Origin of the sequence: Streptococcus sp. C150, from assembly GCF_000187445.1 — a bacterium.
In the GTDB taxonomy this organism is placed as follows: domain Bacteria; phylum Bacillota; class Bacilli; order Lactobacillales; family Streptococcaceae; genus Streptococcus; species Streptococcus raffinosi.
Genome location: NZ_GL698450.1, coordinates 191,419 through 217,440 on the forward strand (window position 1 = coordinate 191,419; position 26,022 = coordinate 217,440).

General features: G+C 39.4%; 22 protein-coding genes and 1 rRNA gene. 20 read left to right on the forward strand and 3 right to left on the reverse strand.

Annotated features, from left to right (window positions below; genetic code table 11):
• The first annotated feature begins 217 nt into the window (after nucleotides 1–217).
• Complete coding sequence (locus tag HMPREF0848_RS08300) at nucleotides 218–1,450, forward strand: lipid II:glycine glycyltransferase FemX (protein WP_037609364.1); 1,233 nt, start codon at nucleotides 218–220, stop codon at nucleotides 1,448–1,450.
• A 61-nt stretch (nucleotides 1,451–1,511) separates the two neighbouring features.
• On the opposite strand, the gene HMPREF0848_RS08305 is transcribed toward HMPREF0848_RS08300, so the two are convergent.
• Nucleotides 1,512–2,957, reverse strand: a complete 1,446-nt coding sequence (locus tag HMPREF0848_RS08305) for a UDP-N-acetylmuramoyl-L-alanyl-D-glutamate--L-lysine ligase (protein ID WP_008535933.1) — start codon at nucleotides 2,955–2,957, stop codon at nucleotides 1,512–1,514.
• A 94-nt stretch (nucleotides 2,958–3,051) separates the two neighbouring features.
• On the opposite strand from HMPREF0848_RS08305, the gene HMPREF0848_RS08310 reads away from it, so the two are divergent.
• The 15 genes from HMPREF0848_RS08310 to HMPREF0848_RS08380 all read left to right on the forward strand — a co-directional run bounded on the left by HMPREF0848_RS08310 (nucleotide 3,052) and on the right by HMPREF0848_RS08380 (nucleotide 21,086).
• Nucleotides 3,052–4,683: a putative polysaccharide biosynthesis protein gene (locus HMPREF0848_RS08310; RefSeq protein ID WP_008535934.1), complete on the forward strand. Its 1,632-nt coding sequence runs from the start codon at nucleotides 3,052–3,054 to the stop codon at nucleotides 4,681–4,683.
• Between the two features lie 117 nt (nucleotides 4,684–4,800).
• Nucleotides 4,801–7,575, forward strand: coding sequence for a cation-translocating P-type ATPase (locus tag HMPREF0848_RS08315; RefSeq protein WP_037609366.1), 2,775 nt, complete (start codon nucleotides 4,801–4,803; stop codon nucleotides 7,573–7,575).
• Nucleotides 7,576–7,767: 192 nt separating this feature from the next.
• Nucleotides 7,768–8,862, forward strand: a complete 1,095-nt coding sequence (locus HMPREF0848_RS08320; RefSeq protein WP_008535936.1) for a cystathionine gamma-synthase — start codon at nucleotides 7,768–7,770, stop codon at nucleotides 8,860–8,862.
• 10 nt (nucleotides 8,863–8,872) lie between these two features.
• On the forward strand, nucleotides 8,873–10,036 hold the full coding sequence (locus HMPREF0848_RS08325) for a MalY/PatB family protein (RefSeq protein WP_008535937.1): 1,164 nt from the start codon (nucleotides 8,873–8,875) through the stop codon (nucleotides 10,034–10,036).
• Between the two features lie 365 nt (nucleotides 10,037–10,401).
• Complete coding sequence (locus HMPREF0848_RS08330; RefSeq protein ID WP_037609368.1) at nucleotides 10,402–13,281, forward strand: glycoside hydrolase family 68 protein; 2,880 nt, start codon at nucleotides 10,402–10,404, stop codon at nucleotides 13,279–13,281.
• A 97-nt stretch (nucleotides 13,282–13,378) separates the two neighbouring features.
• A complete protein-coding gene (upp, locus tag HMPREF0848_RS08335; protein ID WP_008535939.1) occupies nucleotides 13,379–14,008 on the forward strand; it encodes a uracil phosphoribosyltransferase in 630 nt (209 codons plus the stop codon).
• 196 nt (nucleotides 14,009–14,204) lie between these two features.
• A complete protein-coding gene (gene clpP, locus HMPREF0848_RS08340) occupies nucleotides 14,205–14,795 on the forward strand; it encodes an ATP-dependent Clp protease proteolytic subunit ClpP (RefSeq protein WP_002889143.1) in 591 nt (196 codons plus the stop codon).
• Nucleotides 14,796–14,880: 85 nt separating this feature from the next.
• Nucleotides 14,881–15,330: a YlbF family regulator gene (locus HMPREF0848_RS08345; protein ID WP_008535940.1), complete on the forward strand. Its 450-nt coding sequence runs from the start codon at nucleotides 14,881–14,883 to the stop codon at nucleotides 15,328–15,330.
• Complete coding sequence (locus HMPREF0848_RS08350; protein WP_008535941.1) at nucleotides 15,323–15,604, forward strand: DUF2129 domain-containing protein; 282 nt, start codon at nucleotides 15,323–15,325, stop codon at nucleotides 15,602–15,604. Before HMPREF0848_RS08345 ends, HMPREF0848_RS08350 begins: the two co-directional genes overlap by 8 nt.
• A gap of 154 nt (nucleotides 15,605–15,758) precedes the next feature.
• Nucleotides 15,759–16,934 carry an ABC transporter substrate-binding protein gene (locus HMPREF0848_RS08355; protein WP_008535942.1) on the forward strand — a complete coding sequence of 392 codons (1,176 nt, stop codon included), beginning with the start codon at nucleotides 15,759–15,761 and terminating at the stop codon, nucleotides 16,932–16,934.
• A 43-nt stretch (nucleotides 16,935–16,977) separates the two neighbouring features.
• Nucleotides 16,978–17,862, forward strand: a complete 885-nt coding sequence (locus HMPREF0848_RS08360) for a branched-chain amino acid ABC transporter permease (RefSeq protein ID WP_002889139.1) — start codon at nucleotides 16,978–16,980, stop codon at nucleotides 17,860–17,862.
• 3 nt (nucleotides 17,863–17,865) lie between these two features.
• Nucleotides 17,866–18,816 (forward strand): branched-chain amino acid ABC transporter permease, encoded by a 951-nt coding sequence (locus HMPREF0848_RS08365; protein ID WP_002889137.1) that lies wholly within the window; start codon nucleotides 17,866–17,868, stop codon nucleotides 18,814–18,816.
• Nucleotides 18,817–18,818: 2 nt separating this feature from the next.
• The gene (locus HMPREF0848_RS08370) at nucleotides 18,819–19,583 is read left to right on the forward strand and encodes an ABC transporter ATP-binding protein (RefSeq protein ID WP_002889136.1); all 765 of its coding nucleotides are present in this window, start codon (nucleotides 18,819–18,821) and stop codon (nucleotides 19,581–19,583) included.
• On the forward strand, nucleotides 19,583–20,293 hold the full coding sequence (locus HMPREF0848_RS08375; RefSeq protein ID WP_002889135.1) for an ABC transporter ATP-binding protein: 711 nt from the start codon (nucleotides 19,583–19,585) through the stop codon (nucleotides 20,291–20,293). The genes HMPREF0848_RS08370 and HMPREF0848_RS08375 overlap by 1 nt, the downstream gene beginning before the upstream one ends.
• Before the next feature lie 133 nt (nucleotides 20,294–20,426).
• Nucleotides 20,427–21,086: a CBS and ACT domain-containing protein gene (locus HMPREF0848_RS08380; protein ID WP_008535943.1), complete on the forward strand. Its 660-nt coding sequence runs from the start codon at nucleotides 20,427–20,429 to the stop codon at nucleotides 21,084–21,086.
• Nucleotides 21,087–21,248: 162 nt separating this feature from the next.
• On the opposite strand, the gene cysK is transcribed toward HMPREF0848_RS08380, so the two are convergent.
• Together cysK and HMPREF0848_RS08390 are read right to left on the reverse strand one after the other, a co-directional pair.
• A complete protein-coding gene (gene cysK / locus HMPREF0848_RS08385; RefSeq protein WP_008535944.1) occupies nucleotides 21,249–22,175 on the reverse strand; it encodes a cysteine synthase A in 927 nt (308 codons plus the stop codon).
• A 101-nt stretch (nucleotides 22,176–22,276) separates the two neighbouring features.
• Complete coding sequence (locus HMPREF0848_RS08390; protein WP_008535945.1) at nucleotides 22,277–22,903, reverse strand: YigZ family protein; 627 nt, start codon at nucleotides 22,901–22,903, stop codon at nucleotides 22,277–22,279.
• 54 nt (nucleotides 22,904–22,957) lie between these two features.
• Here HMPREF0848_RS08390 and HMPREF0848_RS08395 point away from each other — a divergent pair, with 54 nt between their 5' ends.
• The 4 genes from HMPREF0848_RS08395 to HMPREF0848_RS08410 all read left to right on the forward strand — a co-directional run.
• Nucleotides 22,958–24,280 (forward strand): DEAD/DEAH box helicase, encoded by a 1,323-nt coding sequence (locus tag HMPREF0848_RS08395; RefSeq protein WP_008535946.1) that lies wholly within the window; start codon nucleotides 22,958–22,960, stop codon nucleotides 24,278–24,280.
• Entirely contained in the window at nucleotides 24,258–24,920 is a 663-nt protein-coding gene (locus tag HMPREF0848_RS08400) for a ComF family protein (protein WP_037609385.1), read from the forward strand. The genes HMPREF0848_RS08395 and HMPREF0848_RS08400 overlap by 23 nt, the downstream gene beginning before the upstream one ends.
• Nucleotides 24,921–24,998: 78 nt before the next feature.
• Nucleotides 24,999–25,547 (forward strand): ribosome hibernation-promoting factor, HPF/YfiA family, encoded by a 549-nt coding sequence (gene hpf, locus HMPREF0848_RS08405; protein ID WP_002889130.1) that lies wholly within the window; start codon nucleotides 24,999–25,001, stop codon nucleotides 25,545–25,547.
• A 377-nt stretch (nucleotides 25,548–25,924) separates the two neighbouring features.
• Nucleotides 25,925–26,022, forward strand: a 16S ribosomal RNA gene (locus HMPREF0848_RS08410); the annotation flags it as partial.

The following is a 26,022-nucleotide window of genomic DNA, read 5'->3' on the forward strand; positions in this document are numbered from 1 at the left end:
TTCAGAAAATCACCCAAAAGGCTTAACAAAAACAATAATTTTGTATATAATGATGTTTGTAATTTTAGTAATTTAATTAATTTTCCTCATCATCTGTGAGTAACATTCATAATCACTAAATACCCCTCTTGGTTTGGAAAACTTTGCCAATCATTAAAAGCATTTAATGATTTTAGGGAAATGTGGGATATAGGATGAAACGGAAGGGATGATAGTAATGTCTATTAGGGTTAAAAGTGTTAGTTTTGAGGATTATCAAAACACACAGGTAACCGCAAAGTGTGCTAATTTTCTGCAGTCTGCTGAGATGTCCAAACTTCAAGAAGGTCAAGACAATATAGAAAAAGTAGAAGCCCTGGTTTTCGAAAGAGATGGCTTAAGGGTAGGCCAAACAATAGTCGTTTATAAGAAGAGCCTTCGTATATTTAAAAAGGCCCTCTTGTTGCATGGTCCCCTGTTAAATTACCACTCTCTTGATAGTTTGACAGAGCTACTTGAGGCTTTAATACTCTATTTAAGAAAGAAAAATATTGCCACACTTTCCATACACCCTTATCTGACAAATCTTATTAGAAATGAAAAGCTTGAAAATATCGAAGTAGATAAGGCCAGTGATGTGCTAAAGGTATTTGAAAAATTAGGTTTTGAGCACTCTTTGGATTCGGAGCAATCTTTAGTAGTTAACCAGATGTTTGTCAAGCCAATTGAAAATTTTGCTAGTTCTGATGAGATTCTTGCTGCCTTTTCTCCATCATTGAAGCGAGACCTCAAAAAATTCACTGCTCTGAATGTCAAGATTGAAGAGTTGGATGAGCATCAACTTGACCAGTTCTACGATATTTTAAGTCGAACGGCAGAGAGAAAGGGATTTTCTGTTCATCCGCTGGTTTATTTTCAAAATCTAAAAAAATGTTTTGGCAAATCTGCCAAGTTTATGTTGGCTTATTTGGATTGTCCAGCCTATCTAGTTTATCTTGACGAGAATATTCAGTCTTTTGAAGCCAAGATTCAGGCTTTAAAAGAAGGTCCTCAGAAAAAACGTACCAAGGGTCAAATAGCAGATGCGGAGGATCAGCTGAGAAGCTACTATAAGCGCTTAGAGCAATTCAAGTCTTACCAAATCAAGACTGACAAATTACCGCTTTCAGCTTATCTTTTCATGGATTATGGTCCGGAAATTGTCAGCTTTTACGGAGGTAATGATGAAGCCTACCTTAATTTTGGTGGGGCGGTTTTGCTTCATTGGGAGATGATAAAATATGCTAAAAGTAAGGCTAAAAAGCGTTTTAACTTTTACGGTACTATTGAAACTGAGGCAGCTAGTTCTGGCAAAGGAAACTTTAACTTTAAGCGTCAGTTTGGCGGACAATTAGAGACGCTTGTTGGCTCATTTAATAAGACCCTCAATCCCTTCTACGATATTTTTAAGAAGACACTAGGTAAGGACTAGTTTCCATATAGAAAAAAGTCAATTGAGGCTAATTGTAATACCTCAATTGACTTTTTGTTGTTTACAAATATTTCTTAGCGACTTCAATATCACCAGCATAATCAGTGTGTTTACCATTTACAATTTGAAAGGCATCAGCTCCCTTACCTGCGATAACAAGGGCATCTTTTGAGCCTGTAGTTTCAGACATGGCAGTTTTGATGGCCTCCTCACGATCAACAATGATACGCACCTCACGATTGATATGACTAGCAATCTCTTGGCAGATGGTAAGGGGGTCTTCCTTGTTAGGGTCATCAGCAGACAAGATGACATCTACCTCGGGGTAAGTGTTGAGAACATGGCCAAAGTCTTTACGACGGCTTTCCCCCTTATTTCCAGGAGCTCCTAGTATCAAAGCAATCCTACCTTTTTGGTGGTCAGTTACGACTTGCAAGAGCTTGTCTAGGCTGTCACCATTGTGAGCATAGTCGACAAATACCTTAGCACCATTTGCCTGAGTGAGAATTTCCATACGACCTGGAACAGAGGTTTGAGCAATCCCTTTTTTAATGTCTTCAAGACTGGCTCCAAGACGTAAGCAGGCTAAACCAGCAGCCATAGCATTATCCTGATTAAAGTCACCGATGAGTTGGATATCGTAATCACCAGCTAGTTTACCTTTTGCTTTAAAGCTAAATCCTGAGCTATGTTGAACGGTATTTTCAGAGTCCTTACCATAGAAGTCGTGGTCTTTATCAGCGACTTCCTCCGCAACAAAATCGAAGTGATCCATACCACTATTGACGATGACTGCTTGACTATTTTCTAAGAGCAGACGCTTGTGGTAGAAGTAGTCTTCAAAGGTTGGGTGTTCAATAGGCCCGATGTGGTCTGGACTGATGTTAAGAAAGACGCCTACATCAAAGGTTAACCCATAGACACGTTTGGTTAGATAGGCCTGACTTGAAACCTCCATAATCAGATGGGTCATGCCATTATCAACAGCTTCGGACATCATACGGAAAAGATCCAAACTCTCAGGTGTTGTTAAGGTAGACTTGAAGAAGGTTTTTCCGTCTAGTGTCGTGTTCATGGTTGAAAGCATAGCAGGTTTATGACTTTGCTTAAGAATGTTATAGGCAAAGTAGGCTGCCGTTGTTTTCCCTTTTGTCCCAGTAAAAGCCAGCAATTTCAGCTTGTCTTGAGGGTATTGGTAGAAGGCCTGAGCAACGAGGCTCATAGCTTGCTTGATATCTGAAACAATAATGGCAGGGATTCCCACTTGGTAATCTTTTTCGGATACGTAGAAGCTCAAGCCAGTTTTGACAGCATTCTCTAAAAATTCACGCTTGAAGCCAGCTCCCTTGGCAAAGAAGAGGGAAGATGGTGTGACATCACGACTGTCGTAAGAAAGATGCTCAAAAGTCACCCCAGTCCATGAATAGTAGTAGTGATCTTGGTCAATAATATCTCTAAAATTACGGTCCTTTTTAAGAACCTCTAGAACTTGTTCAATAGTAATCATAGTTCCTATTTTAGCCTTAATGTTCTTGTTTTACAAGTCACAGCCAAAAGTTTATAATAAACTAGATTATATTTTATTCTCTAGAAAGAAAGTTATGACTGAAACTAAAACTGACACACAGCAGCAGCAGATGCTAAGAGGGACGGCATGGATGACAGCATCCAATATTATCAGTCGTCTCTTAGGGGCACTCTACATTATTCCTTGGTATGCTTGGATGGGCAAACAAGGAGACCAAGCCAATGCCCTCTTTGGTCAGGGGTATAATATTTATGCCCTTTTCCTTTTGATTTCGACAGCAGGGATTCCAGTCGCCATTGCCAAGCAGGTGTCTAAATACAATACTCTCGGCAAAATGGAAACGAGCTTCTTTCTACTCAAGCGTATCTTGTATTACATGGTCGGTCTGGGCGTTATTTTTGGGGTTTTCATGTACTTCGCTTCGCCTTGGATGTCTTATCTTTCAGGGGGAGATGGAGACTTGGTTCGAGTGATGCGTAGTCTTTCTTGGGCGGTTGTTATTTTTCCATCTATGTCTGTTTTACGAGGCTTTTTCCAGGGCTTCAATAACATGAAGCCATACGCCTTGAGTCAGATTGCGGAGCAGATTATTCGTGTCATTTGGATGCTGTTGGCAACTTTCTTCATTATGAGGATTGGGACAGGTGACTACGTGACTGCCGTTGTTCAATCGACGTTTGCCGCTTTCATTGGTATGTTGGCTAGTTACGGGGTGCTCTTCTTCTACCTTTGGAAGGAAGGTAAGCTCAAGAGTCTTTTTGGTAAGCAGGCCGTTCATCCTGATATCAATCCAACTGCAATTGTTATTGAAACCTTTAAGGAAGCCATCCCCTTCATTATCACTGGGTCAGCGGTTCAACTTTTCCAGTTGATTGACCAATGGACCTTCATCCGTACTATGGAGAAGTTTACAAGCTATAGTAACAGTCAGCTTCAGGTTCTCTATGCTTATTTGTCTTCAAACCCAAGTAAGATTACTATGATTTTGATTGCCGTTGCTATTTCTATTGCTGGGGTTGGGATTCCACTCTTAACGGAAAATATGGTTAAAAAGGACCTTCGAGGGGCGGCCAAACTCATTATTAATAATCTACAGTTACTCTTGCTCTTTATTGTACCTGCTATTGCGGGTTCAGTGATTTTAGCCAAACCACTCTACACAGTCTTTTATGGAGCACCAGACAGTCAGGCTCATTTGCTTTTTGCTGCTAGTTTGATTCAAGTGATTTTCCTGGCCTTGTATAGTGTTTTAGCACCAATGCTTCAGGCCATCTTTGAGACCCGTAAAGCTATCAATTATTTTGCGATTGGGGTGTTGGTTAAGGCAATTCTTCAGCTACCATTGATTATTTTCCTAGGAGCTCTCGGTCCGGTTATTTCAACAGCTATCGGCTTAGGTGTTCCCATTGCTCTCATGTATAAGCGCCTTCACATAGTTACGCATTTTAGTCGTAAGACAGTTTTTAGAAAAGCTCTACTTATTTGTATTCTTACAGTCCTCATGGCTATTCCAGTTGCTGTCTTCTACTGGTTGTTCCAATTTATCCTATCTCCAACAAGCCGTATGGGAAGTGTCATTCATCTAGTATTAGGAGGCGGCCTGGGTATTCTGGTTTATGGTGTGCTTGCTCTTGTGACGCGTATGGCTGACCAATTGCTTGGTGCTCGAGCAGCTAGATTACGAGCTAAATTACATATTAAATAGTATTTGAAACCAAGTCTTGTAGCTTGGTTTTTTTTCTTTCAACATTTTCTGAAAAAGGAGTATAATGAGGGCGTAAATATGAAATCGCTTTTATTATTTAGAATTGAGGAAAGGATTATGGGTAGTTATAGACAGAGAGATACTAAATTAGGAACCTGTACCCCTAATCAGGTTTATCAAGTGTTGCGAACAAGCCCTCAAGGGTTAAGCACACAAGAAGTAAAAAAGAGACAAGCAACTTATGGTCCTAACCAGTTGAAAGAAAGCAAGAAAGAGCCTATTTGGTTGACCTTTTTCAGGCATTTTACCAGTCTCATGGCCCTCTTATTGTGGGTCGGTGGCTGTATTGCTGTGATTTCTCATAGCTTGGAGCTGGGGATTGCGATTTGGTTGGTCAATATCATTAACGGTCTTTTTAGCTTTATTCAAGAATATAGGGCAAGTCAAGCCACGGAAGCACTGAATAAGCTTCTTCCATCCTACACCCGAGTTCTTCGTGATGGAAAGGAAGATAAAATCCTTGCACAGAACTTGGTGCCAGGTGATTTGGTTTTCATTGAAGAAGGTGACCGTATTTCTGCAGATGGACGTTTGATTGCTGTGACAGACTTGCAAGTAAATCAGTCTGCCCTCACTGGTGAGTCTAATCCCATTTATAAATCAGACCAAGCAGATTTGGCTCCTGATAAGACTGATTTGGAATATGACAATATGGTGTTTGCAGGTACCACAGTTTCCTCTGGTTCTGGACATTTTATAGTATCAGCCATCGGTATGAAAACTGAGTTCGGACAAATTGCAGACTTGACGCAAAACCTAGCTCAGGAAAAGAGTCCACTGCAAAAGGAACTAGACCATTTGACTAAACAGATTTCGGTCATCGCAGTATCTGTAGGTCTCTTCTTTATGATTGCAGCAACACTATTTGTCCACCAACCTTTGTCTCAAGCCTTCATCTTTGCCTTGGGTATGATTGTTGCCTTTATCCCTGAGGGGCTACTTCCTACAGTTACTCTATCTCTAGCTATGGCTGTACAGCGCATGGCTAAAGAACATGCTTTAGTGAAAAAATTGTCTTCTGTTGAGACACTCGGAGCAACCTCTGTTATTTGCTCAGATAAAACAGGGACCCTGACTCAAAATGCCATGACAGTTAATCATTTATGGACCTTGTCAGGTAATTATGAGGTGACTGGACTAGGTTACGCACCAGAAGGACACATTGAGCAGGATGGTCACCCTGTTTCTCTTAAAGAAAATGACCTCCTGAATCGTCTGGTCCGCTTTTCTCATTTGGCTAGTAATGCTCAAGTGGTTGCGCCAAGTGCTGACAATCCCAATTATACGGTCTTGGGAGACCCGACTGAAGCTTGTCTTAATGTTCTTGCAGAAAAAGCAGGCCTTGATTTAAATGACAACCACATCTGGGCTCCTCGGATTAAAGAGATTTCCTTTGATTCTGATCGTAAACGGATGACAACAGTACATAGTCTCGAAAAAGGTCTGGATGGCAGTCACCATATTTCTATCACTAAGGGTGCGCCTAAAGAAGTGATGGAACTTTGCTCAGACTATTATGATGGTCAAGGAGCAATCAAATCTATGACCACTACAGAACGTCAAGCTATTCTTGCTGCTAACGATCAATTTGCTCGTGACGGCTTGCGTGTTTTAGCTGTCGCTTATCGTCCTTTGGAAAGCCAACATATCAAAGAAGACGAGTGGGATATGCGGACCCTCGAAGAAGATATGGTCTTTGTGGGACTCGTTGCCATGAGTGATCCCCCACGTCAAGGTGTCCGTGAAGCAATTGAGCAATGTCACCGTGCCAGTATTCGCATTATCATGGTGACAGGTGACTATGGGTTGACAGCTCTTAGTATTGCCAAGAAAATTGGAATTGTAAAAGGTGACAATGCCCGTGTTGTTTCAGGGCTTGAACTGGCAGATATGACTGACCAAGATCTCAAAGAAGCTCTTAAAGGCGAGATTGTCTTTGCTCGTGTAGCTCCCGAACAAAAATACCGTGTGGTCAATGCACTTCAGGAGCTTGGTGAGGTTGTTGCTGTTACTGGTGATGGTGTTAATGATGCCCCTGCTCTTAAAAAGGCTGATATCGGTGTAGCTATGGGGATATCGGGAACTGACGTAGCCAAGGAATCTGCCGATATGATTTTAACGGATGACCACTTTGCTTCTATTGTCCATGCTGTTGAAGAAGGACGTGCCGTTTACCGAAATATTCAAAAATTTTTGACCTATATTTTTAATTCTAATACTCCAGAAGCTGTTCCCTCTGCTTTCTTCTTGTTCTCCTTGGGGCGTATTCCTCTTCCCTTAACAGTTATGCAAATCCTAGCTATTGACCTTGGAACGGATATGATGCCAGCTTTGGGACTGGGGATTGAGCCACCTGAAGAAGGCGTTATGAACAGACCACCAAGACGTCTATCAGATCGTTTGCTGAATCGACAATTACTATTAAAAGCCTTTGCTTGGTATGGTATGATTGAGTCTGTCTTGGCTATGGGGGCCTTCTTCCTTAATTATTGGGTTAATCAAGGGCACCTGAATTATCTAACTAGTTCAGGACCTCTTTACCGAGAGGCAACAACCATGACCTTGGGAGCCATCATCTTCACACAGATTGGTATGGCTATGAATAGTCGCAAGGGTAGAGGATCTATTTTCCAAATCAAACCATTTGCTAATAGAATTATTAGTCTGGGGATTGTCTTAGAAATCATTCTCTTTATTCTCCTGTCTTATGTGCCTCTTTTCCACACTCTTTTTAATACAGCTCCGATTGGTCTTGATGACTGGCTTTATTTACTCCTCTGTCCATTTATCATTATGGCTCTAGAGGAAATAAGGCACAGACTGTTTGATTAAAAGTAAGCCGACGGCTTACTTTTAAGTTATTACTAATAGATATAGAGGATGCCCAAAAGGTTATAGATATTAACTATAACTAACTATCAAGAATCCGTATGATGGACTTCCCATTATTTTTCAGAAAATAGTGATAAAATAGAGGACATAGATATGGAGTATATTCACTTTACCAAGTAGAAAGGACAAATTATGACACAAGAATATCAATTAGAAACTATTCTGGCACATGCTGGAATCAATTCGGATGAAGCAACAGGAGCCTTGGCTTCCCCTATTCATTTTTCAACAACATACCAACACCCAGAGTTTGGACATTCTACTGGTTTTGACTATACACGAACGAAGAATCCAACCCGTGCAACGGTGGAAAAAACATTAGCTGCTATTGAAAAGGCAGACTATGCTATTGCGACAAGTTCAGGAATGAGTGCTATTGTTTTAGCCTTTGAAATTTTCCCTGTAGGTAGCAAGGTTGTCGCTGCGCGTGACCTTTACGGAGGTTCTTTCCGTTGGTTCAACGACAAAGAAAAAGAAGGACGTTTCTTCTTTGAATACACTAACACAGAAGATGAAATGATTGCGGCCATCAACGAAGACACTGATATTGTCTATATTGAAACACCGACAAACCCACTTATGATTGAGTTTGATATTGAGAAAGTAGCTCGGATTGCCCATGAAAAGGGTGCAGTGGTTATTGTTGATAATACTTTCTATAGTCCAATCTACCAAACCCCGATTTCACTAGATGCTGATATTGTTGTTCATTCGGCGACTAAGTATCTTTCTGGTCATAATGATGTCTTGGCAGGTGTTGTTGTTACTAGCAACCAGGAATTTTATGATAAGCTCAGTTACAACCTCAACACTACTGGTCCAAATTTGTCTCCATTTGATAGCTATATGCTCATGCGTGGACTTAAGACCTTAAAACTTCGTATGGAGGCTTCGACGGCTAATGCTCAAGCAGTTGTGGCTTTCTTGGAAAAATCATCTGCTGTTAAAGAAGTTCTCTACCCAGGTAAGGGTGGGATGATTTCCTTCAAAGTGGCTAACCAAGATAAGATTCCAACTATTATCAATGCTCTTAAGGTCTTCACATTTGCAGAGAGTCTTGGTGGTGTTGAAAGTTTGATTACTTACCCAACAACACAAACTCACGCAGATATTCCAAGTGATGTACGTGCTTCGTATGGATTAACGGATGACTTGCTTCGTCTTTCAATTGGTATTGAAGCAGCAGAGGATTTGATTGCTGACTTGGAAAATGCCCTAAGTCTTTAAGGAGTTGTTTATGACACGTTATGATTTTACAACACAACCAAATCGCTTGAATCAAAACACCATGAAATGGCACGAAGCCGAAAGTAATCCAGAACTCCTTGAGCTTTGGGTTGCTGATATGGACTTCCTACCTGTTCCTGAGATTAGGGATGCAGTCATCAACTATGCTGAGACACATATTTTTGGTTATCCTTATCCAAGTGATGAGCTTTATCAGTCCATTATTAATTGGGAAAAAAATCAACATGGTTACGTCGTTGATAAGGAGAGTATTGTTCTTATCGAGGGTGTTGTTCCAGCTATTTCAACAGCTATTCAAGCCTTTACGAAAGAAGGCGATGCTGTTCTTATCAATACGCCAGTTTATCCACCTTTTGCTCGTTCTGTTCGCCTAAACAATCGTCAGTTAATTGAAAATAGTCTTGTTAAGGCAAATGGGCATTTCGAAATTGATTTTGAACAATTGGAACGTGATATCGTCGATAATGAGGTTAAACTTTATGTTTTCTGTAGCCCACATAACCCAGGTGGGCGTGTCTGGACTAAGGAAGAATTGGCCAGGGTAGCAGACCTCTGCCAGAAACATGGTGTCCTCTTGGTATCTGATGAAATCCACCAAGACTTGGCCTTGTATGGGAATAAGCATGTCTCTATGAATACTATTTCCGATGCTTACAAGGATTTTACTTTGGTCCTTAGTTCAGCGACAAAAACCTTTAATATTGCTGGGACTAAAAATAGTTTTACCATTATTGAAAATGAATACTTGCGTAAGGCTTTTAAACAAAAACAATTGGCTAATAACCAACACGAAATTCCAACCATTGGTTTGATAACGACTCAGGCTGCCTTGACCTACGGTCAAGCTTGGTTAGAAGAATTGAAGACTGTCATTGAAACAAATATTAATCTTTTGACTAAAGAACTTAGTGAAAAGACCAATATTAAAGTGATGAAACCTGAGGGTACTTACCTAGTTTGGCTTGATTTCTCAGCTTATGAACAAGATCATAATGAACTTGGACGCTTACTTAAAGAAGAAGCCAAGGTGGTCCTAAATGATGGAATTACTTTTGGTTCTGAAGGGGAAAAACATTTCCGTTTCAACGTCGCGACCCCAACAACAGTTGTTGCTGAAGGTGTAAAACGTCTGGTTTCTGTTTTTGGCAAATAAGAGAAGGTGATGCTAGGCTTCTGCATCACTTTTTCTTGTCTATACATAGAGTAAGACTTTTATTATGAAACTAAAAATATAAGAGTGATGCAAGTTCCAACTCATTAAAGACAGTGATGTTCTTAATTTTCTCTTTTCCAGGCAACAATATGGAAAGAAGATTAGAAAAATATAAATAACATTAGATTCTGCTATTTTAAATCTCATCGACTATAGAAGCTTATAGAATTGCTTGTTTTAGGCGTTAATACTTTGATAAATGATAGTATTTTACAAAAAATGCGATAGTGTTATTAAAAAAAGATTGGAATTTGAATTAAAAAATGATAGAATGGAGAGTATGGATGACCAAGAGGAGAGTTTAAATGGACAATACAGCTAAATCGCATTCGAAAGCAATAGCTCCAAAGCAATCCGAGTGCAAGAAGATGCGTTACAGTATTCGTAAGGTGGCAACTGTAGGGGCAACATCAGCACTTGTTGGAACTTTGGCATTTCTGGGAGTAAGCCATGTAAAGGCTGATCAAGTTACTGAAACAGCATCATCTGTAGCTACGATAACAACAGAAAAAAGCACAGTATCCATAGCATTAGCAAGTAAAACAGAAACAAGTACAGCAACTTCAGAAGTGGTCAACTCTTCATCTACACACTCAGAAGTAGAAACAACAGTGACTACGACACAGTCAAGTAAGACAAGTTCACTGATAACTGAAGATAAGGCGTCTAGCACCGCAGTATCATCTTCACCGGCAACAACATCACCTGTTACAACAGGAGCTACAGTTTCTACCTCAGAGTCTTCAGTAGAGGCACCAACACCTAAAGCAAACACAGAATCAGCTGCTACCCACACAGAACTTGCACTCAAACTTTCTGAAAATAGTGCTGCCAATGCAAATCTTTATAAACTCGACGGTCGTATCAAGTCTATTGTCGAAGATACCTTGACTTCAGACCAAATTGTTGCCTTAACTGAAGAAGAAATTAAAGCTCTCAACAAAGTTGATTTTAGCGACAACACAATCAAGGGTACGGGCACTAGCTTGACTTACCGTAACTTGAAAGATATCGTTGCTAGTTTCTTAAAGCAAGATAGCAAGTTGGCAGTTCCTTACTTTAAGGCGGATACAATTATCAATATGCCAGCCTTCAATACTGTCGACGCCCAAACCATGGAAAAAGAAGAAATCGATGTTTGGGATTCTTGGCCAGTCCAAGACGCTGAATCGGGAGTTGTAATCAATTGGAACGGTTATCAATTGGTCATTGCAATGGCTGGTGCACCAAAGAAAAACTCGAATCATATCTATTTGCTATATAGTAAATATGGAGATAATGATTTCACTCATTGGAAAAATGCAGGTCCAATCTTTGGTTATCATGCTCTTGAGGATGACCAACAATGGTCGGGTTCAGCGACTGTTAACTCTGATGGTAGCATCCAGCTCTTCTATACTATGAATGATACCAGTGCTGGTAAGTTGAACTGGCAACAATTGGCTAGTGCAACACTTAACTTGGCTGTTGAAAATGATGACGTTGTTCTCAAATCAGTGGAAAATGATCATATTCTTTTTGATGGAGACAATTACCATTACCAAAGTTATCCAAAATTCATGGATACTTTTAATGACGACCACAACCATGACGGTATTCCTGACCGTACGGATAACTACTGTCTTCGTGATCCACATATCATTGAAGACAAAGGAAGCCGTTACCTTATTTTCGAATCAAATACGGGTGACGAAAATTACCAAGGCGAAAAACAAGTCTATACCTGGTCAAACTATGGAGGGAATGACGCCTTCAATCTTAAGTCATTCCTTAATATCATCAATAATAAACACCTCTATGACCTTGCATCATGGGCCAACGGTTCTATCGGTATCCTAAAACTCGATGATAATGAGAAAAATCCATCTGTCGCCGAACTCTACACTCCTCTTGTTACCAGTCATATGGTTACTGATGAAGTAGAGCGTCCAAGTGTTGTTAAGATGGGTAACAAATATTACCTTTTCGCTGCCTCACGTATCAGTAAATCTACGGATGCTGAAGGTACTGTAGCGGTTCGTGGAGCTGTTGGTGATGACGTTGTTATGTTAGGCTTCGTTTCAGATAGCCTTCGAGGCAAATACCGTCCACTTAATGGTTCAGGTGTGGTCTTGACAGCTTCTGTACCAGCTGACTGGCGTACGTCTACCTATTCTTATTATGCTGTTCCTGTTGAAGACTCATCGGATACCCTTTTGGTCACTTCTTATATGACTAATCGTGGTGGTGTTACTGGTGCTGAGACTAAATCAACATGGGCCCCAAGCTTCCTCATCAAGATGAATGCAGATGATACTACAGAAGTTCTCCCTAAGATGACTAACCAAGGAGATTGGATTTGGGACCAGTCAAGTGAAAGTTTGGTACACGTGGGTGATCAAAACACTGCTAAATTACCGAACGAAGACTTTAAAGTAGATTATCATGTGGTGTCAAATTATGGTCTTAAACCCCATACTTACCCTGCAGTTGCAGTTTCAACAGGTGTCTCTGAGGCTCATGATGTCTTGACTGTTACCGTTAAAGATAGCGAAAGTAATAATACTGGCAAGTCAGAAGGGTTAATAAGTCCAACAGATGGTAACCATTCTGCTGATGATAAGACTAAACCGACCTATGGTAATCAATCGTCAGTTGATAATGTAGACAAGCCAACAAGTCCAACGGATCCAGATTCTCCAATTCGTAGACCATTCCCATATTTTGCAGACCGTTCTGCTAATGATGGGGAATTTTATGAAGAAGATTATGAAGAGGTTCCGGAAAAACCCTCAACAGGGGATACTACAAGTAGCAGACACACCGTCGCACAAGCTACAGATATTGTGACACCATTACCAGAAGCTATTTCATCAAGTGAACCAGCTGTTCCAGCGACTGTTGCTAAAGAAGGGATTAGTACTGAAGCGGAGTCTCCTAAAGTAACTAAGTCCCACGAATCAAGTAAGGTTGAGGTAGCAACTAGGTCAGATGAAGTCGTTAAGTCTGAAAAGACAGATACAGATAAAGATAATAAGACTAAAGTTGCTGCTAAACTTGCCATTACACATAAGACACCGAGTGTCTCTGAAGGACCAAATGCCAATATACTTACAATTTTAGCAACGATCTTTGCAGCGATTGCTAGTCTATCTCTTTTTGGTTATGGATTGGTTACGGGTAAAATTCAGTTGCCTAAAAAATAAGCATTAACCCCTTTTCAAAACGTTTGCTAGTAAAGCAAGCGTTTTTGTTGTGTTTTTGATATAATGGAGTGAATATATAGCAAAGGAAGAAACTATTATGGGTAAATTTCAAGTTATTTCACATCCATTGATTCAACATAAACTCTCAATCCTACGTCGTGAGGATACCTCTACTAAGGATTTTCGTGAGTTAGTTAACGAAATCGCTATGCTTATGGGTTACGAAGTATCACGTGACCTTCCTCTTGAAGAAGTTGAAATTCAAACGCCAATCACAAAAACAACCCAAAAACAACTATCTGGTAAGAAATTGGCTATTGTCCCAATCCTTCGTGCAGGTATCGGTATGGTAGATGGTCTCCTAAGCCTTGTGCCTGCTGCTAAAGTTGGTCATATTGGTATGTACCGTGATGAAGAAACTCTGGAGCCGGTTGAGTACCTCGTTAAATTACCAGAAGATATTGATCAACGTCAGATTTTTGTAGTTGATCCAATGCTTGCGACTGGTGGTTCAGCTATCTTAGCGGTAGATTCACTTAAAAAGCGTGGCGCTGCTAATATTAAGTTTGTTTGTTTGGTTGCAGCACCAGAAGGTGTTAAAAAATTGCAAGAGGCTCATCCAGATATTGATATCTACACAGCATCACTAGATGAGAAACTTAATGAACATGGCTATATTGTTCCAGGCCTTGGAGATGCAGGTGACCGTTTATTTGGTACCAAATAGGTTCAAAAAGGGAGTTTTCCCTTTTTGTTTTGCTTATATTATGCAGAAAATAATCGCTTAGAAAATTTGAAGTAGTGGAAACCTCTTTTGAATTAGCACTCTATGAAAAAGAGTGCCAATAAAAATGTTTTTTATTTGACCTAATTTGACTAAAATCATATAATAACATCAAGACATTATTAAAAGGAGGATTCGTATGATTCCTGTAGTTATTGAACAAACATCACGTGGTGAGCGTTCTTATGACATTTACTCACGTTTGCTCAAGGATCGTATCATCATGTTAACAGGTCCTGTTGAAGATAATATGGCAAACTCAATTATCGCCCAACTCTTGTTCTTGGATGCTCAAGACAATACGAAAGATATTTATCTTTATGTTAATACGCCTGGTGGATCAGTTTCAGCAGGTCTTGCCATTGTTGACACCATGAATTTCATCAAGTCCGATGTTCAAACCATCGTTATGGGAATGGCAGCATCAATGGGTACTATTATCGCTTCAAGTGGTACTAAAGGGAAACGTTTTATGTTGCCAAATGCAGAATACATGATTCACCAACCAATGGGTGGTACTGGTGGCGGTACGCAACAAACAGATATGGCCATCGCAGCAGAACACTTGCTCAAGACGCGTAATAACTTGGAGCAAATCTTGGCTGATAATTCCGGTCAATCCATTGAAAAGGTTCATATTGATGCCGAACGTGATAATTGGATGAGTGCTCAAGAAACGCTCGAATATGGTTTTATCGACGAAATTATGGCTAACAACCAATTAAAATAAGCTTAGCTTATCTTAGATAAGAGTCGGATGTTAATCGGTCTAATAGGGGCCGATTCATCTGACTTTTTGTGTTATAATAGGAAATATGTTAATAATCAATGAGGAGCTGCTTGCTATTGATCAAGCCATAGATAGTCTTGTTTTGCACTTTTTAGGATTGCCAGAGGTAGAAGTTTATCGCTTAAAACGTCAGAAATTCGAAGGAGATAGAACACTCCAGCAACAACTTCTGGAATTTCAGGAATTAAGGGAAAGCTATGAAGAAGCCAAAAAATATGAAGCCTATAGATCAGACGTTCGTGACTTAAAGCGACAAGTCCTGAGGATGAAGCGCCAAATTGATTTAAATGAAGTAGTTATAGCTTATCGACAGGCTGAGCTTGATTTGCAGGCGATTATGGCTTCACTTAGTCAGGACATTGCGCAAGCTGTATCAGACCAAATTTTCATTGATACAGGGCTACCTCTTGCCCCCCACAAGCCCCATCATAAAAAAGGTGCCACTAACATAAAGGAGAAAATGAGTAATGATTAAACGTCAGGGCATTATTGTCTATTTATACTATAATAGAGACTTACGTAAGATTGCCAAGTTTGGGGATGTTGTCTACCATTCTTATAAGATGCGTTATGTACACCTTTATGTAGATGAGGATAAGGTTGAGGATGTATTGGCAGAACTAGAAGGAATGAAGGCGGTAAAAAAAGTTCTTCCTTCTTACTATTCAGACATTGATATGGACTTTGTAGGTAGTCTGGAGCGCTATGACACCTCTGTTCCTGAACCATTTAAGAACTTTTCTCTTTAAGGAGAAAAGTTTTTTTCTCTTGGTAAGAGCTATCCCTAAAGCAATGGAAACGATTGCTAGAAAGAGATTTTAAGTGTGTGGTTATTGACAATTGTCTGATAATTCTGTAAGCTATAAGGTGGACTTTTTTAAGAAAATATTAAGGAGAAATCTTATGTCTAAAAAGATCACACTTATTGTGTTAGCCTTTTTTGCATCCATTTTCTTGGTTGCTTGTGGTAAGTCACCCGACGTGACTGCTAAAGCCACTGGTACCAAGATTGGGGATACGATTAAGATCGGTGTCAACATGGAGTTGACAGGTCCTGTTGCGGCCTATGGTAAAGCCGAGCAAAATGGTATTAAGTTGGCTGTTGAAGAAATCAATAAAGCTGGCGGTGTTGATGGTAAAAAGCTAGAACTCGTCACTAAAGATAATAAATCTGAAAATGCTGAAGCTTCAACATCTTCAACTAACTTGGCTATCCAGAATAATGTAAATGCTATCGTTGGTCCGGCAACATCTGGTGCAGTTGCTGCTGCCAGCCTTGTATCTCAAAAAACAGGGGTTCCTTTGATGACTCCATCTGGTACACAGGATGACCTTACGGTAGATGCTAAAGGAACGAAGAAATTCGTTTTCCGTACAACCTTTAAAGATAGTTACCAAGGTAAAGTTTTGGCAGCCTATTCTTTTAATAACTTGCATGCTAAGAAGGTCGTTCTTTACTACGATAATGCTTCTGATTACGCTAAGGGGATTGCGGATGAATTCAAGCGTGAATACAAAGGCCAAATCGTTACTGAAGCAACTTTCGCTTCAGGGGATAAGGACTATCAATCAGCTTTGACTAAATTCAAAGATCTTGATTATGATGCTATTGTAATGCCTGGTTATTATACTGAAACAGGTATTATCACTAAACAAGCACGTGACCTTGGTATTGACAAACCAATCCTAGGACCTGACGGATTTAGTGATGCGAAATTTACAGAGCTTGCAGGTAAAAAGAATGCCTCAAACGTTTACTACGTATCTGGATATTCAACGAAAGTTTCTCTTTCTGATAAAGCATCAGGCTTCATCGAAGCATATAAGAAAACTTACAAGACTGAACCAAATATGTTTGCTGCGTTAGCCTACGACTCTGTTTATATGGTTGCAGAAGCCTCTAAGGGTGCGAAAACATCAGTTGATATTACCAATAATCTTGCAAAAATGAAAAACTATGTTGGGGTTACCGGTAAAATGACAATTGACAAGGAGCATAACCCGATTAAAGCAGCTCTTATGGTTAAAAGAGATAATGGTGAAGAAGTTTCAGCAGAAGCCGTTGAAATTGAAAAATAAGCTCTTATCTTTACTGAAAATGAACTAGAAAGTTTGGTTATATATGTTTTTTGAACAACTTCCCCAACAACTAGTCAATGGTATCATCTTGGGTAGTATCTATGCCCTACTTGCCCTTGGTTATACTATGGTTTATGGGATTATCAAATTGATTAACTTTGCCCATGGAGACATCTACATGATAGGTGCCTTCGTTGGTTACTATGCGATTAACAGCTTGAAGATGAATTTCTGGATTGCCCTTGTGTTCTCCATGATTGTATGTGCCATTTTGGGGGTTGTTATCGAGTTCTTGGCTTATCGCCCACTCCGTAATTCTACACGTATTTCTGCCTTGATTACGGCCATTGGTGTGTCATTCTTCCTTGAATACATCATGGTTTACTTCGTCGGAGCAGACACACGTTCATTCCCACAATCAATTAAAATGCATACCTATCATCTTGGATCAATCTCTGTGACAAATGTGCAATTGCTGATTTTGGTGGTTGCCCTTGTTCTCATGGTTGCTCTGCAATTGATTGTTAAGAAAACTAAAATGGGTAAAGCCATGCGTGCGGTATCTGTAGATAGCGATGCAGCTGAATTGATGGGTATTAATGTTAACAATACTATCAGCTTTACATTTGCTCTTGGCTCTTCACTTGCGGGTGCTGCTGGTGTCCTTATTGGACTTTACTACAACTCAATTGAACCTCTTATGGGTATGACACCAGGTATTAAAGCCTTTGTTGCTGCTGTTCTTGGTGGTATCGGTATTATCCCAGGCGCAGCCCTTGGTGGATTTGTTATCGGTATTTTGGAGACTCTATCAACTGCAATTGGTTTGTCAAGTTACCGTGATGCCATTGTTTATGGTGTCTTGATTGTTATCCTCTTGGTTCGTCCAGCGGGTATCCTCGGTAAAAATGTGAAAGAGAAGGTGTAAGACATGAAGAAAAATCTAAAAGTAAACCTTATTTGGTTTGGTCTTATCATTGGGCTCTTCCTTATCTTGAAAGGCCTTGAACTTTCAGGTATCATGAACCTTTACTACATCCAAATCTTAATGGGAATTGGTATTTCAATTCTTATGGGACTTGGTACTAACTTGGTCCTAGGTTTCTCAGGACAATTTACACTTGGACAAGCCGGTTTCATGGCAATTGGTGCTTACTCATCTGCTATTATTACTGGCATGATGCCAACTTATGATGGTTTCTACCTCTCTATGGTTGTTGGTGTTATCATTGCAGCTGTCGTTGCCCTTATCTTTGGTCTACCTACTCTTCGTTTGAAGGGGGATTACCTTGCCATTGCCACTCTTGGTATGGCGGAAATTATCCGTATTATTATTGTTAATGGTGGTGAATTGACCAATGGTGCCGCTGGTTTGACAGGAATTCTTCCTTATACAAGCTGGCCTGTCATTTATTTCTTTGTAGTCATCATCACAATTTTAGTGCTAAACTTCTTGCGTTCAGCGACTGGTCGTCAAGCTATTACACTTCGTGAAGATGAAATTGCTGCAGAGTCAATGGGTGTTAACGTCACAAAAATGAAGGTACTTATCTTTGTTATCGGTGCCATGATTTCAGCGATTGCCGGTTCACTTTATGTTAGCTACATCGGTACTGTCGTGCCAAAAGATTTCACCATTATGAAATCAATTGATTACCTTATCATTGCCGTCCTTGGTGGTCTCGGATCAATTACAGGTACTGTCATTGCCGCTATTGTTCTTGGTATTATCAATATGTTCCTTCAAAACGTTTCAAACCTCCGTATGATTATTTACGCATTGGCTTTGATTCTTGTCATGCTTTTCCGCCCAAGTGGACTTCTTGGAACGAAAGAACTCTATCTCTCAAAATTCTTCAATAAATCTAAGGAGGGCAAATAAAAATGGCACTTCTTGAAGTTAAAAAATTGACTAAAAATTTTGGTGGTCTGACTGCCGTTGGTGATGTTTCAATGGAACTCAACGAGGGTGAATTGGTCGGACTTATCGGACCAAACGGTGCTGGTAAGACAACCTTGTTCAACTTGTTGACAGGTGTTTATGAACCAAGTGAAGGAACCGTTACCCTCGATGGTACAGTTCTAAATGGTAAGGCACCTTATAAGATTGCTTCTCTTGGTTTGTCACGTACCTTCCAAAATATCCGCCTTTTCAAAGATATGACTGTACTTGAAAATGTTCTTGTTGGTTTGTCAAATAAACAACCTTCAAACTTCTTTGCATCACTCTTGCGTTTGCCTAAGTACTATTCAGGTGAAGAAGAGTTGAAAGAAAAAGCCATGAAATTATTGGCTATCTTCAATTTGGATGATGAAGCAGAAACACTTGCGAAAAACCTGGCATATGGACAACAACGTCACTTGGAAATTGTACGTGCATTAGCAACGGAACCTAAAATTCTTTTCCTTGATGAACCAGCTGCAGGTATGAACCCACAAGAAACAGCTGAGTTGACGGCTCATATTCGTCAAATTCAAAAAGACTTTGGTATCACAATTATCTTGATTGAGCACGATATGAGTCTGGTCATGGATGTTACTGAGCGTATCTATGTTTTGGAATATGGACGCTTGATTGCAGAAGGAACACCTGATGAAATTAAGAATAACAAACGTGTTATTGAAGCTTACTTGGGAGGTGAAGCATAATGGCTATGTTAAAAGTTGAAAATCTCTCAATTAAATACGGATCAATTGAAGCTGTTAAAAATGTTAGCTTTGAGGTTAATGAAGGTGAAGTTGTAACACTTATCGGTGCTAATGGTGCCGGTAAGACATCTATTCTTCGTACCATTTCTGGTCTTGTTCGTCCAACTGCTGGAACCATTTCGTACCTTGGAAAAGATATTCACAAAACACCAGCTCGTAAGATTGTCGCAGAAGGATTGGCTCAGGTTCCAGAAGGGCGCCATGTTTTCCCAGGATTAACTGTCTTGGAAAATCTTGAAATGGGAGCCTTCCTTCATACAAATAAAGAGGAAAATGCAGCTCTCTTGAAGAAAGTCTTCCAACGTTTTCCACGTCTAGAAGAACGTAAAAATCAAGATGCAGCCACACTTTCTGGTGGTGAGCAACAAATGCTTGCGATGGGCCGTGCCCTTATGAGCCGTCCAAAACTCTTGCTTTTGGATGAACCTTCAATGGGACTTGCCCCAATCTTTATTCAAGAAATTTTCGACATTATCGAAGATATCAAGGCACAAGGGACTACCGTTCTTTTGATTGAACAAAATGCCAATAAGGCTTTGTCAATTGCGGATCGTGGTTATGTTCTTGAAACTGGTAAAGTCGTTCTTTCAGGTACTGGTAAAGAACTTCTTGCGTCAGACGAAGTTCGTAAAGCCTATCTTGGAGGATAAGAAAAAGCGCCCAAGGGCGTTTTTCTATAGTCTTATCGTGATTGTAATTTGCTAATTTTTCAGTAAAATAGTGCAATCGTTTACAATTAGTGTGGTATAATACAAGTAAGAAATTATTCGGAGGAAAATGAAAATGGCAGTAAAAGATTTTATGGCGAAGCGTGTGGTCTACGTTTCACCACAAACAACTGTTGCAGCAGCTGCAGACATTATGCGTGAAAAAGGTTTGCGCCGCTTACCAGTAATTGAGAACGACAAGCTGGTTGGTCTTATCACAGAAGGGACAATGGCTGATGCCTCACCATCTAAAGCAACTAGCTTATCAATCTATGAGATGAACTATCTTCTTAATAAGACAAAGGTAGGAGACATTATGATTAAGAATGTCCTTACCGTTTCCAAATATGCTAGTCTTGAGGATGCTATCTATATCATGCTTAAAAATAAAGTTGGTGTTCTTCCAGTTGTGGACAATGACCAAATTTCTGGAATTATTACAGACAAGGATGTTTTTCGTGCCTTTTTGGAAATCTCTGGCTATGGTCAAGCCGGAATCCGTATTGGGCTTGAAGTCTTAGATACGCCACGTGTCCTGGAAAAAATTGCCAACCTCATTTCTAGTGAAAATCTCAACATTGAACGTACAATTGTTGCACCTAAAAATGATACTGTTCTTCGTGTTGAACTTCAAGTTGAAGGGGATGTGGAACCAGAACACCTTAAAAAAGTTTTTGTAGAAGCAGGGTTTACAGTTACCGAAATTGCTGAAACAGAATCAAAAGAGTTAGACTAATAAGAAAAGGGAGTCAGAGCTTAACGAATTTATCTCTGAATCTCACTCCCATAGGTTAGTAGCTTAGCAACAGGTTCTTCTATTTGAACGACTAGTTGCCGGCTATAAGTTTTTGACAGTAAAAAAAGAAGCTGAACATTTAATGTTCTAGCTTCTTTTTTGTTAGTCTTGGAAATCATAAAGTGTTGTAGAAAGGTAACGTTCACCATTATCAGGCAATAGTGTCAATACTTTTTTACCTTCGCCGAGTTCAGCGGCAACTTTAAGAGCAGCAGCAATAGCAGCACCTGATGAGATACCAGCTAGGAAACCTTCCTCGCTACCCAATGTACGTGATGTTGCGATAGCTTCATCAGAAGGAATACGCACAACACTGTCATATGATTTTGTATCCAATGTGTCAGGAATAAATCCAGTTGAAATACCTTGAATTTTGTGTGGCCCTGGTTTGTCACCATTCAATACAGCAGATTCATCAGCTTCAATACCATAAACTTTGATATTTGGGTTAGCAGCTTTCAGAGTTTTAGAAACACCTGAAATAGTACCACCAGTACCGATACCTGCGACAAAGGCATCCAAACCATCTGCACCAAAATCTTCAAGAATCTCTTGGCCAGTTGTATCAGCATGAACAGCTGGATTTGAAGGGTTAGCAAATTGAAGTGGCACCCAACCATTGCGTTCAGCCGCAACTTCCTTAGCTTTAGCGATAGCACCCTTCATTCCTTCGCTACCAGGTGTCAAAACAAGTTCAGCACCATAAGCTTGGATGATTTTACGACGTTCAACACTCATTGTGTCAGGCATTACGATAACGACCTTGTAGCCTTTGGCAGCGCCAACCCAAGCTAGACCAATACCAGTGTTACCTGAAGTTGGTTCAACGATAGTATCTCCAGGTTTAATTGTACCGGCTTTTTCAGCATCTTCAATCATACGAAGAGCAATACGGTCTTTAACTGAAGAACCAGGGTTAAATGCTTCAAGTTTAACATAAACATCTGCTGAACCTTCTGGAACAATAGAGTTAAGTTTAATAACTGGTGTTTTTCCAACAAGTTCGGTAATTGAGTTGTAAATTGTCATATTTAAAATCCTCTTAATCTTTGGTTGATGGTTTTAAGTATACGACGGTAGGCCTAACTTGTAAAATACATCTTCTTTATCACTGTGATAACGTTTAACTATCAAAGGGGAATTTCAACGATCTTTTTGCCAGACTTTTGATAACTTACTTTTCCTTGATAGAAGTTAGTAAGCTCTTGCCCAAGCCTTTCAATTTCAGACTCTTCAACAAACAAAGTTGTAGAAACATCGGATAAGAAAGTTGTATCAAATTCTTGGAGCACTTCTTTTTCAAGAAAATTGGAGAAGACTTGGTATTGAGAGTAGGTTAACTCTATGGTTAGCCCAGTTAATTCCTTGACTTCAACTCGACCAATTTCTTCAATGGCATGAGCAACGCTACCAGAGTAAGCACGGATAAGGCCACCAGCTCCAAGCTTGATTCCACCAAAATAACGGGTTACTACTGCCACGACATTAGTTAGTCCTTGTTTTTCTAGGACAGTAAGCATGGGAACACCAGCCGTCCCAGAAGGTTCACCATCATCACTAGAACGCTTAATTTGCCCATCTTCTCCGACAATCATTGCTGAGCAAGAGTGATTGGCCTTGTGATGCTCTTTTTTAATCTGAGCAATATATTCTCTTCCTTCTTCTTCACTGCTAATGCGTTTCAAGTGACAAATAAAACGAGATTTTTTGATTTCTTCTTCAACGATTCCATCGTTGGTAATAGTTTTGTAATCCATAAAAAAATTTTATCATAAAAACGTGAATTCAAACATATTTTCGAATAGAAAGGTATGGTACCTAAAGAATATTATGGACGACTATTTACAGAAGATCAATTGCCAACAGACTATTATTCTGAGGCTTTAACATTAGAAAGCATGGTAAAGATAGATAATCAACTCAGGTGCAAAAGATGTTTTAGTCCAATAGAGGAAGAATGGCAATTACCAAATGGCAAACATTACTGCAGAACTTGTATAGTCTTTGGTAGAAACCAAGAAGGGAAGCAACTTTATTACTTTGCTTCAAAAGAAGCTGACATCAACTTTCCTGTTCTAAAGTGGTCGGGGAAATTAACTTCTTATCAAGCTGAGGTCTCAGAGAAACTGTTGAAAACTTATCAACAACAGAAAAACAGTCTTGTACATGCTGTAACTGGTGCTGGTAAGACGGAAATGATTTATAAAATCGTTGCCTATGTTCTTGAAACTAAAGGCCGAGTTGCTATTGCCAGTCCTCGGGTTGATGTTTGCCGAGAATTGCATATACGTCTTCAAAGAGATTTTACGTGTAGTATTTCCTTACTTCATGCTGAAAGCGAGCCATACGACGGGAGTCCGCTTGTCATAGCCACCACACATCAATTGCTAAAATTTTATCAGAGTTTTGACTTAATTATCGTTGACGAAGTAGATGCCTTCCCCTTTGTAGGAAATCCTATGTTAAATCATGCTGTTAAGCAGGCAAAGAAAAAAACCGGACAGCTTATTTACCTAACAGCAACTTCTACAGTATCTCTGGAAGAGCAAGTACAAGTCGGTGTACTAGAAAAACACCACCTTGCCAGACGCTTTCATGGTAACCCTTTAGTGATTCCTCAATTCTTTTGGCAAGGGAAATTACAACAATCTTTATCTAAGCAAAAACTTCCAAGACCCCTCCTTAGACAACTCAAGAAGCAAAGAAAATCAAAGTTTCCTTTATTAATCTTTTTTCCCAATATAGCAATGGGTGAGAGATTTACCAAAATTCTTCAAAACTATTTCCCAGAAGAAAAAATAGCATTTGTTTCCTCAAAAAGTGAAGAGCGTTCAGAAATGGTAAAGAAATTTAGGGAACAAGATCTGACTATTCTTGTGACGACTACTATTCTTGAGCGTGGGGTGACCTTTCCTAAAGTAGATGTTTTTGTGTGCATGGCAAATCACCACTTATTTACAAGTTCGAGTCTTCTTCAGATTGGTGGTAGGGTGGGGCGCTCGCCCGAGAGACCTACAGGAAAACTCTATTTCTTTCATGAAGGACTATCTAAATCGATATTGCAATGTCGACAAGAAATAAAAGCAATGAATAGAAAAGGAGGATTTGATGATGAGATGTTTAATGTGCAATGAAAGTATCGAAGTGATTCCCAGATTACGCTATTTGCTTACGTTTACGGAAAGTAAGAAATATTGCTGCACAGAATGTAAGAGTCATTTTAAGAAACTCTCAAAAGTAAGGTGTCCAAATTGTTACAAAGAAATGCACGGAAATGGATGTGTTGATTGTCAAATTTGGAAGAAAAAAGGTTACACTCCAAATCACATTGCAATCTTTCGCTATGAAGGGTTTATGAAAGAGTACTTTAGTCATTATAAATTTATGGGCGACTATTACCTAAGGAAAATTTTTCAAGAAGATATTGCGGATGCACTGAACCCCTTATTAAAGAAAGGATACACATTAGTCCCAGTGCCAATCTCGGAAGAACGATTTGCCGAAAGGGGCTTCAACCAGGTTGAAGGATTGCTAGAGGGACTCCCCTATCAAAACATTTTTGGGAAAAAGGATATTGAAAAGCAATCTTCTAAAACAAGGAAAGAACGTTTAAATCAAGAAAACCCATTTTTTATAAAACAAAACGTAGAGTTATCAAGAAAAATTGTTATAGTAGATGATATCTATACAACAGGCTCGACGATTTATAAAATGGTTCAATTATTGCAAAAAACACATGTTGAGGAAATTGTGACCTTTTCCCTAGCCAGATAATAAAAATCCTTGCAAATTTTCATGAAAAGGATATAATAAAAATAAAGAAAACGCTAACAAGCGAGAAAGAGGTCTTTTATGATTAAATATAGTATCCGTGGTGAAAACATCGAAGTAACGGAAGCTCTTCGTGACTATGTTGAAAATAAACTTAGCAAAATTGAAAAATATTTCAACGAAGACCAAGAATTGAATGCACGTGTAAATCTTAAGATTTATCGTGGAAAAACTGCTAAAGTGGAAGTTACCATACCAACAGGATCTGTTATTTTACGTGCAGAAGATATTTCACAGGATATGTATGGTTCAATTGACTTGGTAGTTGATAAGATTGAAAGACAAATCCGTAAAAACAAAACAAAAATTGCTCGTAAACATCGTGAAAAAGTATCCACAGGTGAGGTATTCTCAGTTGACTTTAACAAGGAAGAAGTTGAAGAAGCACCATCTATTGAAGTTGTGAGAACAAAAAACATTGAGTTGAAACCAATGGATGTTGAGGAAGCTATTCTTCAGATGGAATTGTTAAGTCATGACTTCTTTATCTATGCTGATAGCGAAGATCATACAACAAATGTACTTTATAAACGTGAAGATGGTAATTATGGCTTGATCGAAGCCAAATAGAATAATTAGGCGGGATATATGTATATCCTGCTTATTTATTTTGGCAAAAAATCACTAATCGAAAAAGTAAAACATAAGTTAACTTAATAATAAAAAAGTTATTGACAAGGTAAGCAAGAGATGATAATATGAATAGGCTACATCGGAGGATGCAGCTGAGACACGAGGAAGTTTGGAAAAAACTTTTCAAAAAGTGTTGACAAGATATTCTAGATTTGCTAGAATATAGGAGTTGTCTTAAGAGAGACAAAGACCTTTGAGAACTGAATAAGAAACCAAGTGCAGGGTTATGATAGAAGAAATTATAACCTGTCAATTTACAAGAAAAAAACGTCAGAAGACGGAAATGAGTTAACGCTCGAACAATTATTAAAGCTTTTAATGAGAGTTTGATCCTGGCTCAGGACGAACGCTGGCGGCGTGCCTAATACATGCAAGTAGAACGCTGAAGAGAGGAGCTTGCTCTTCTTGGAAG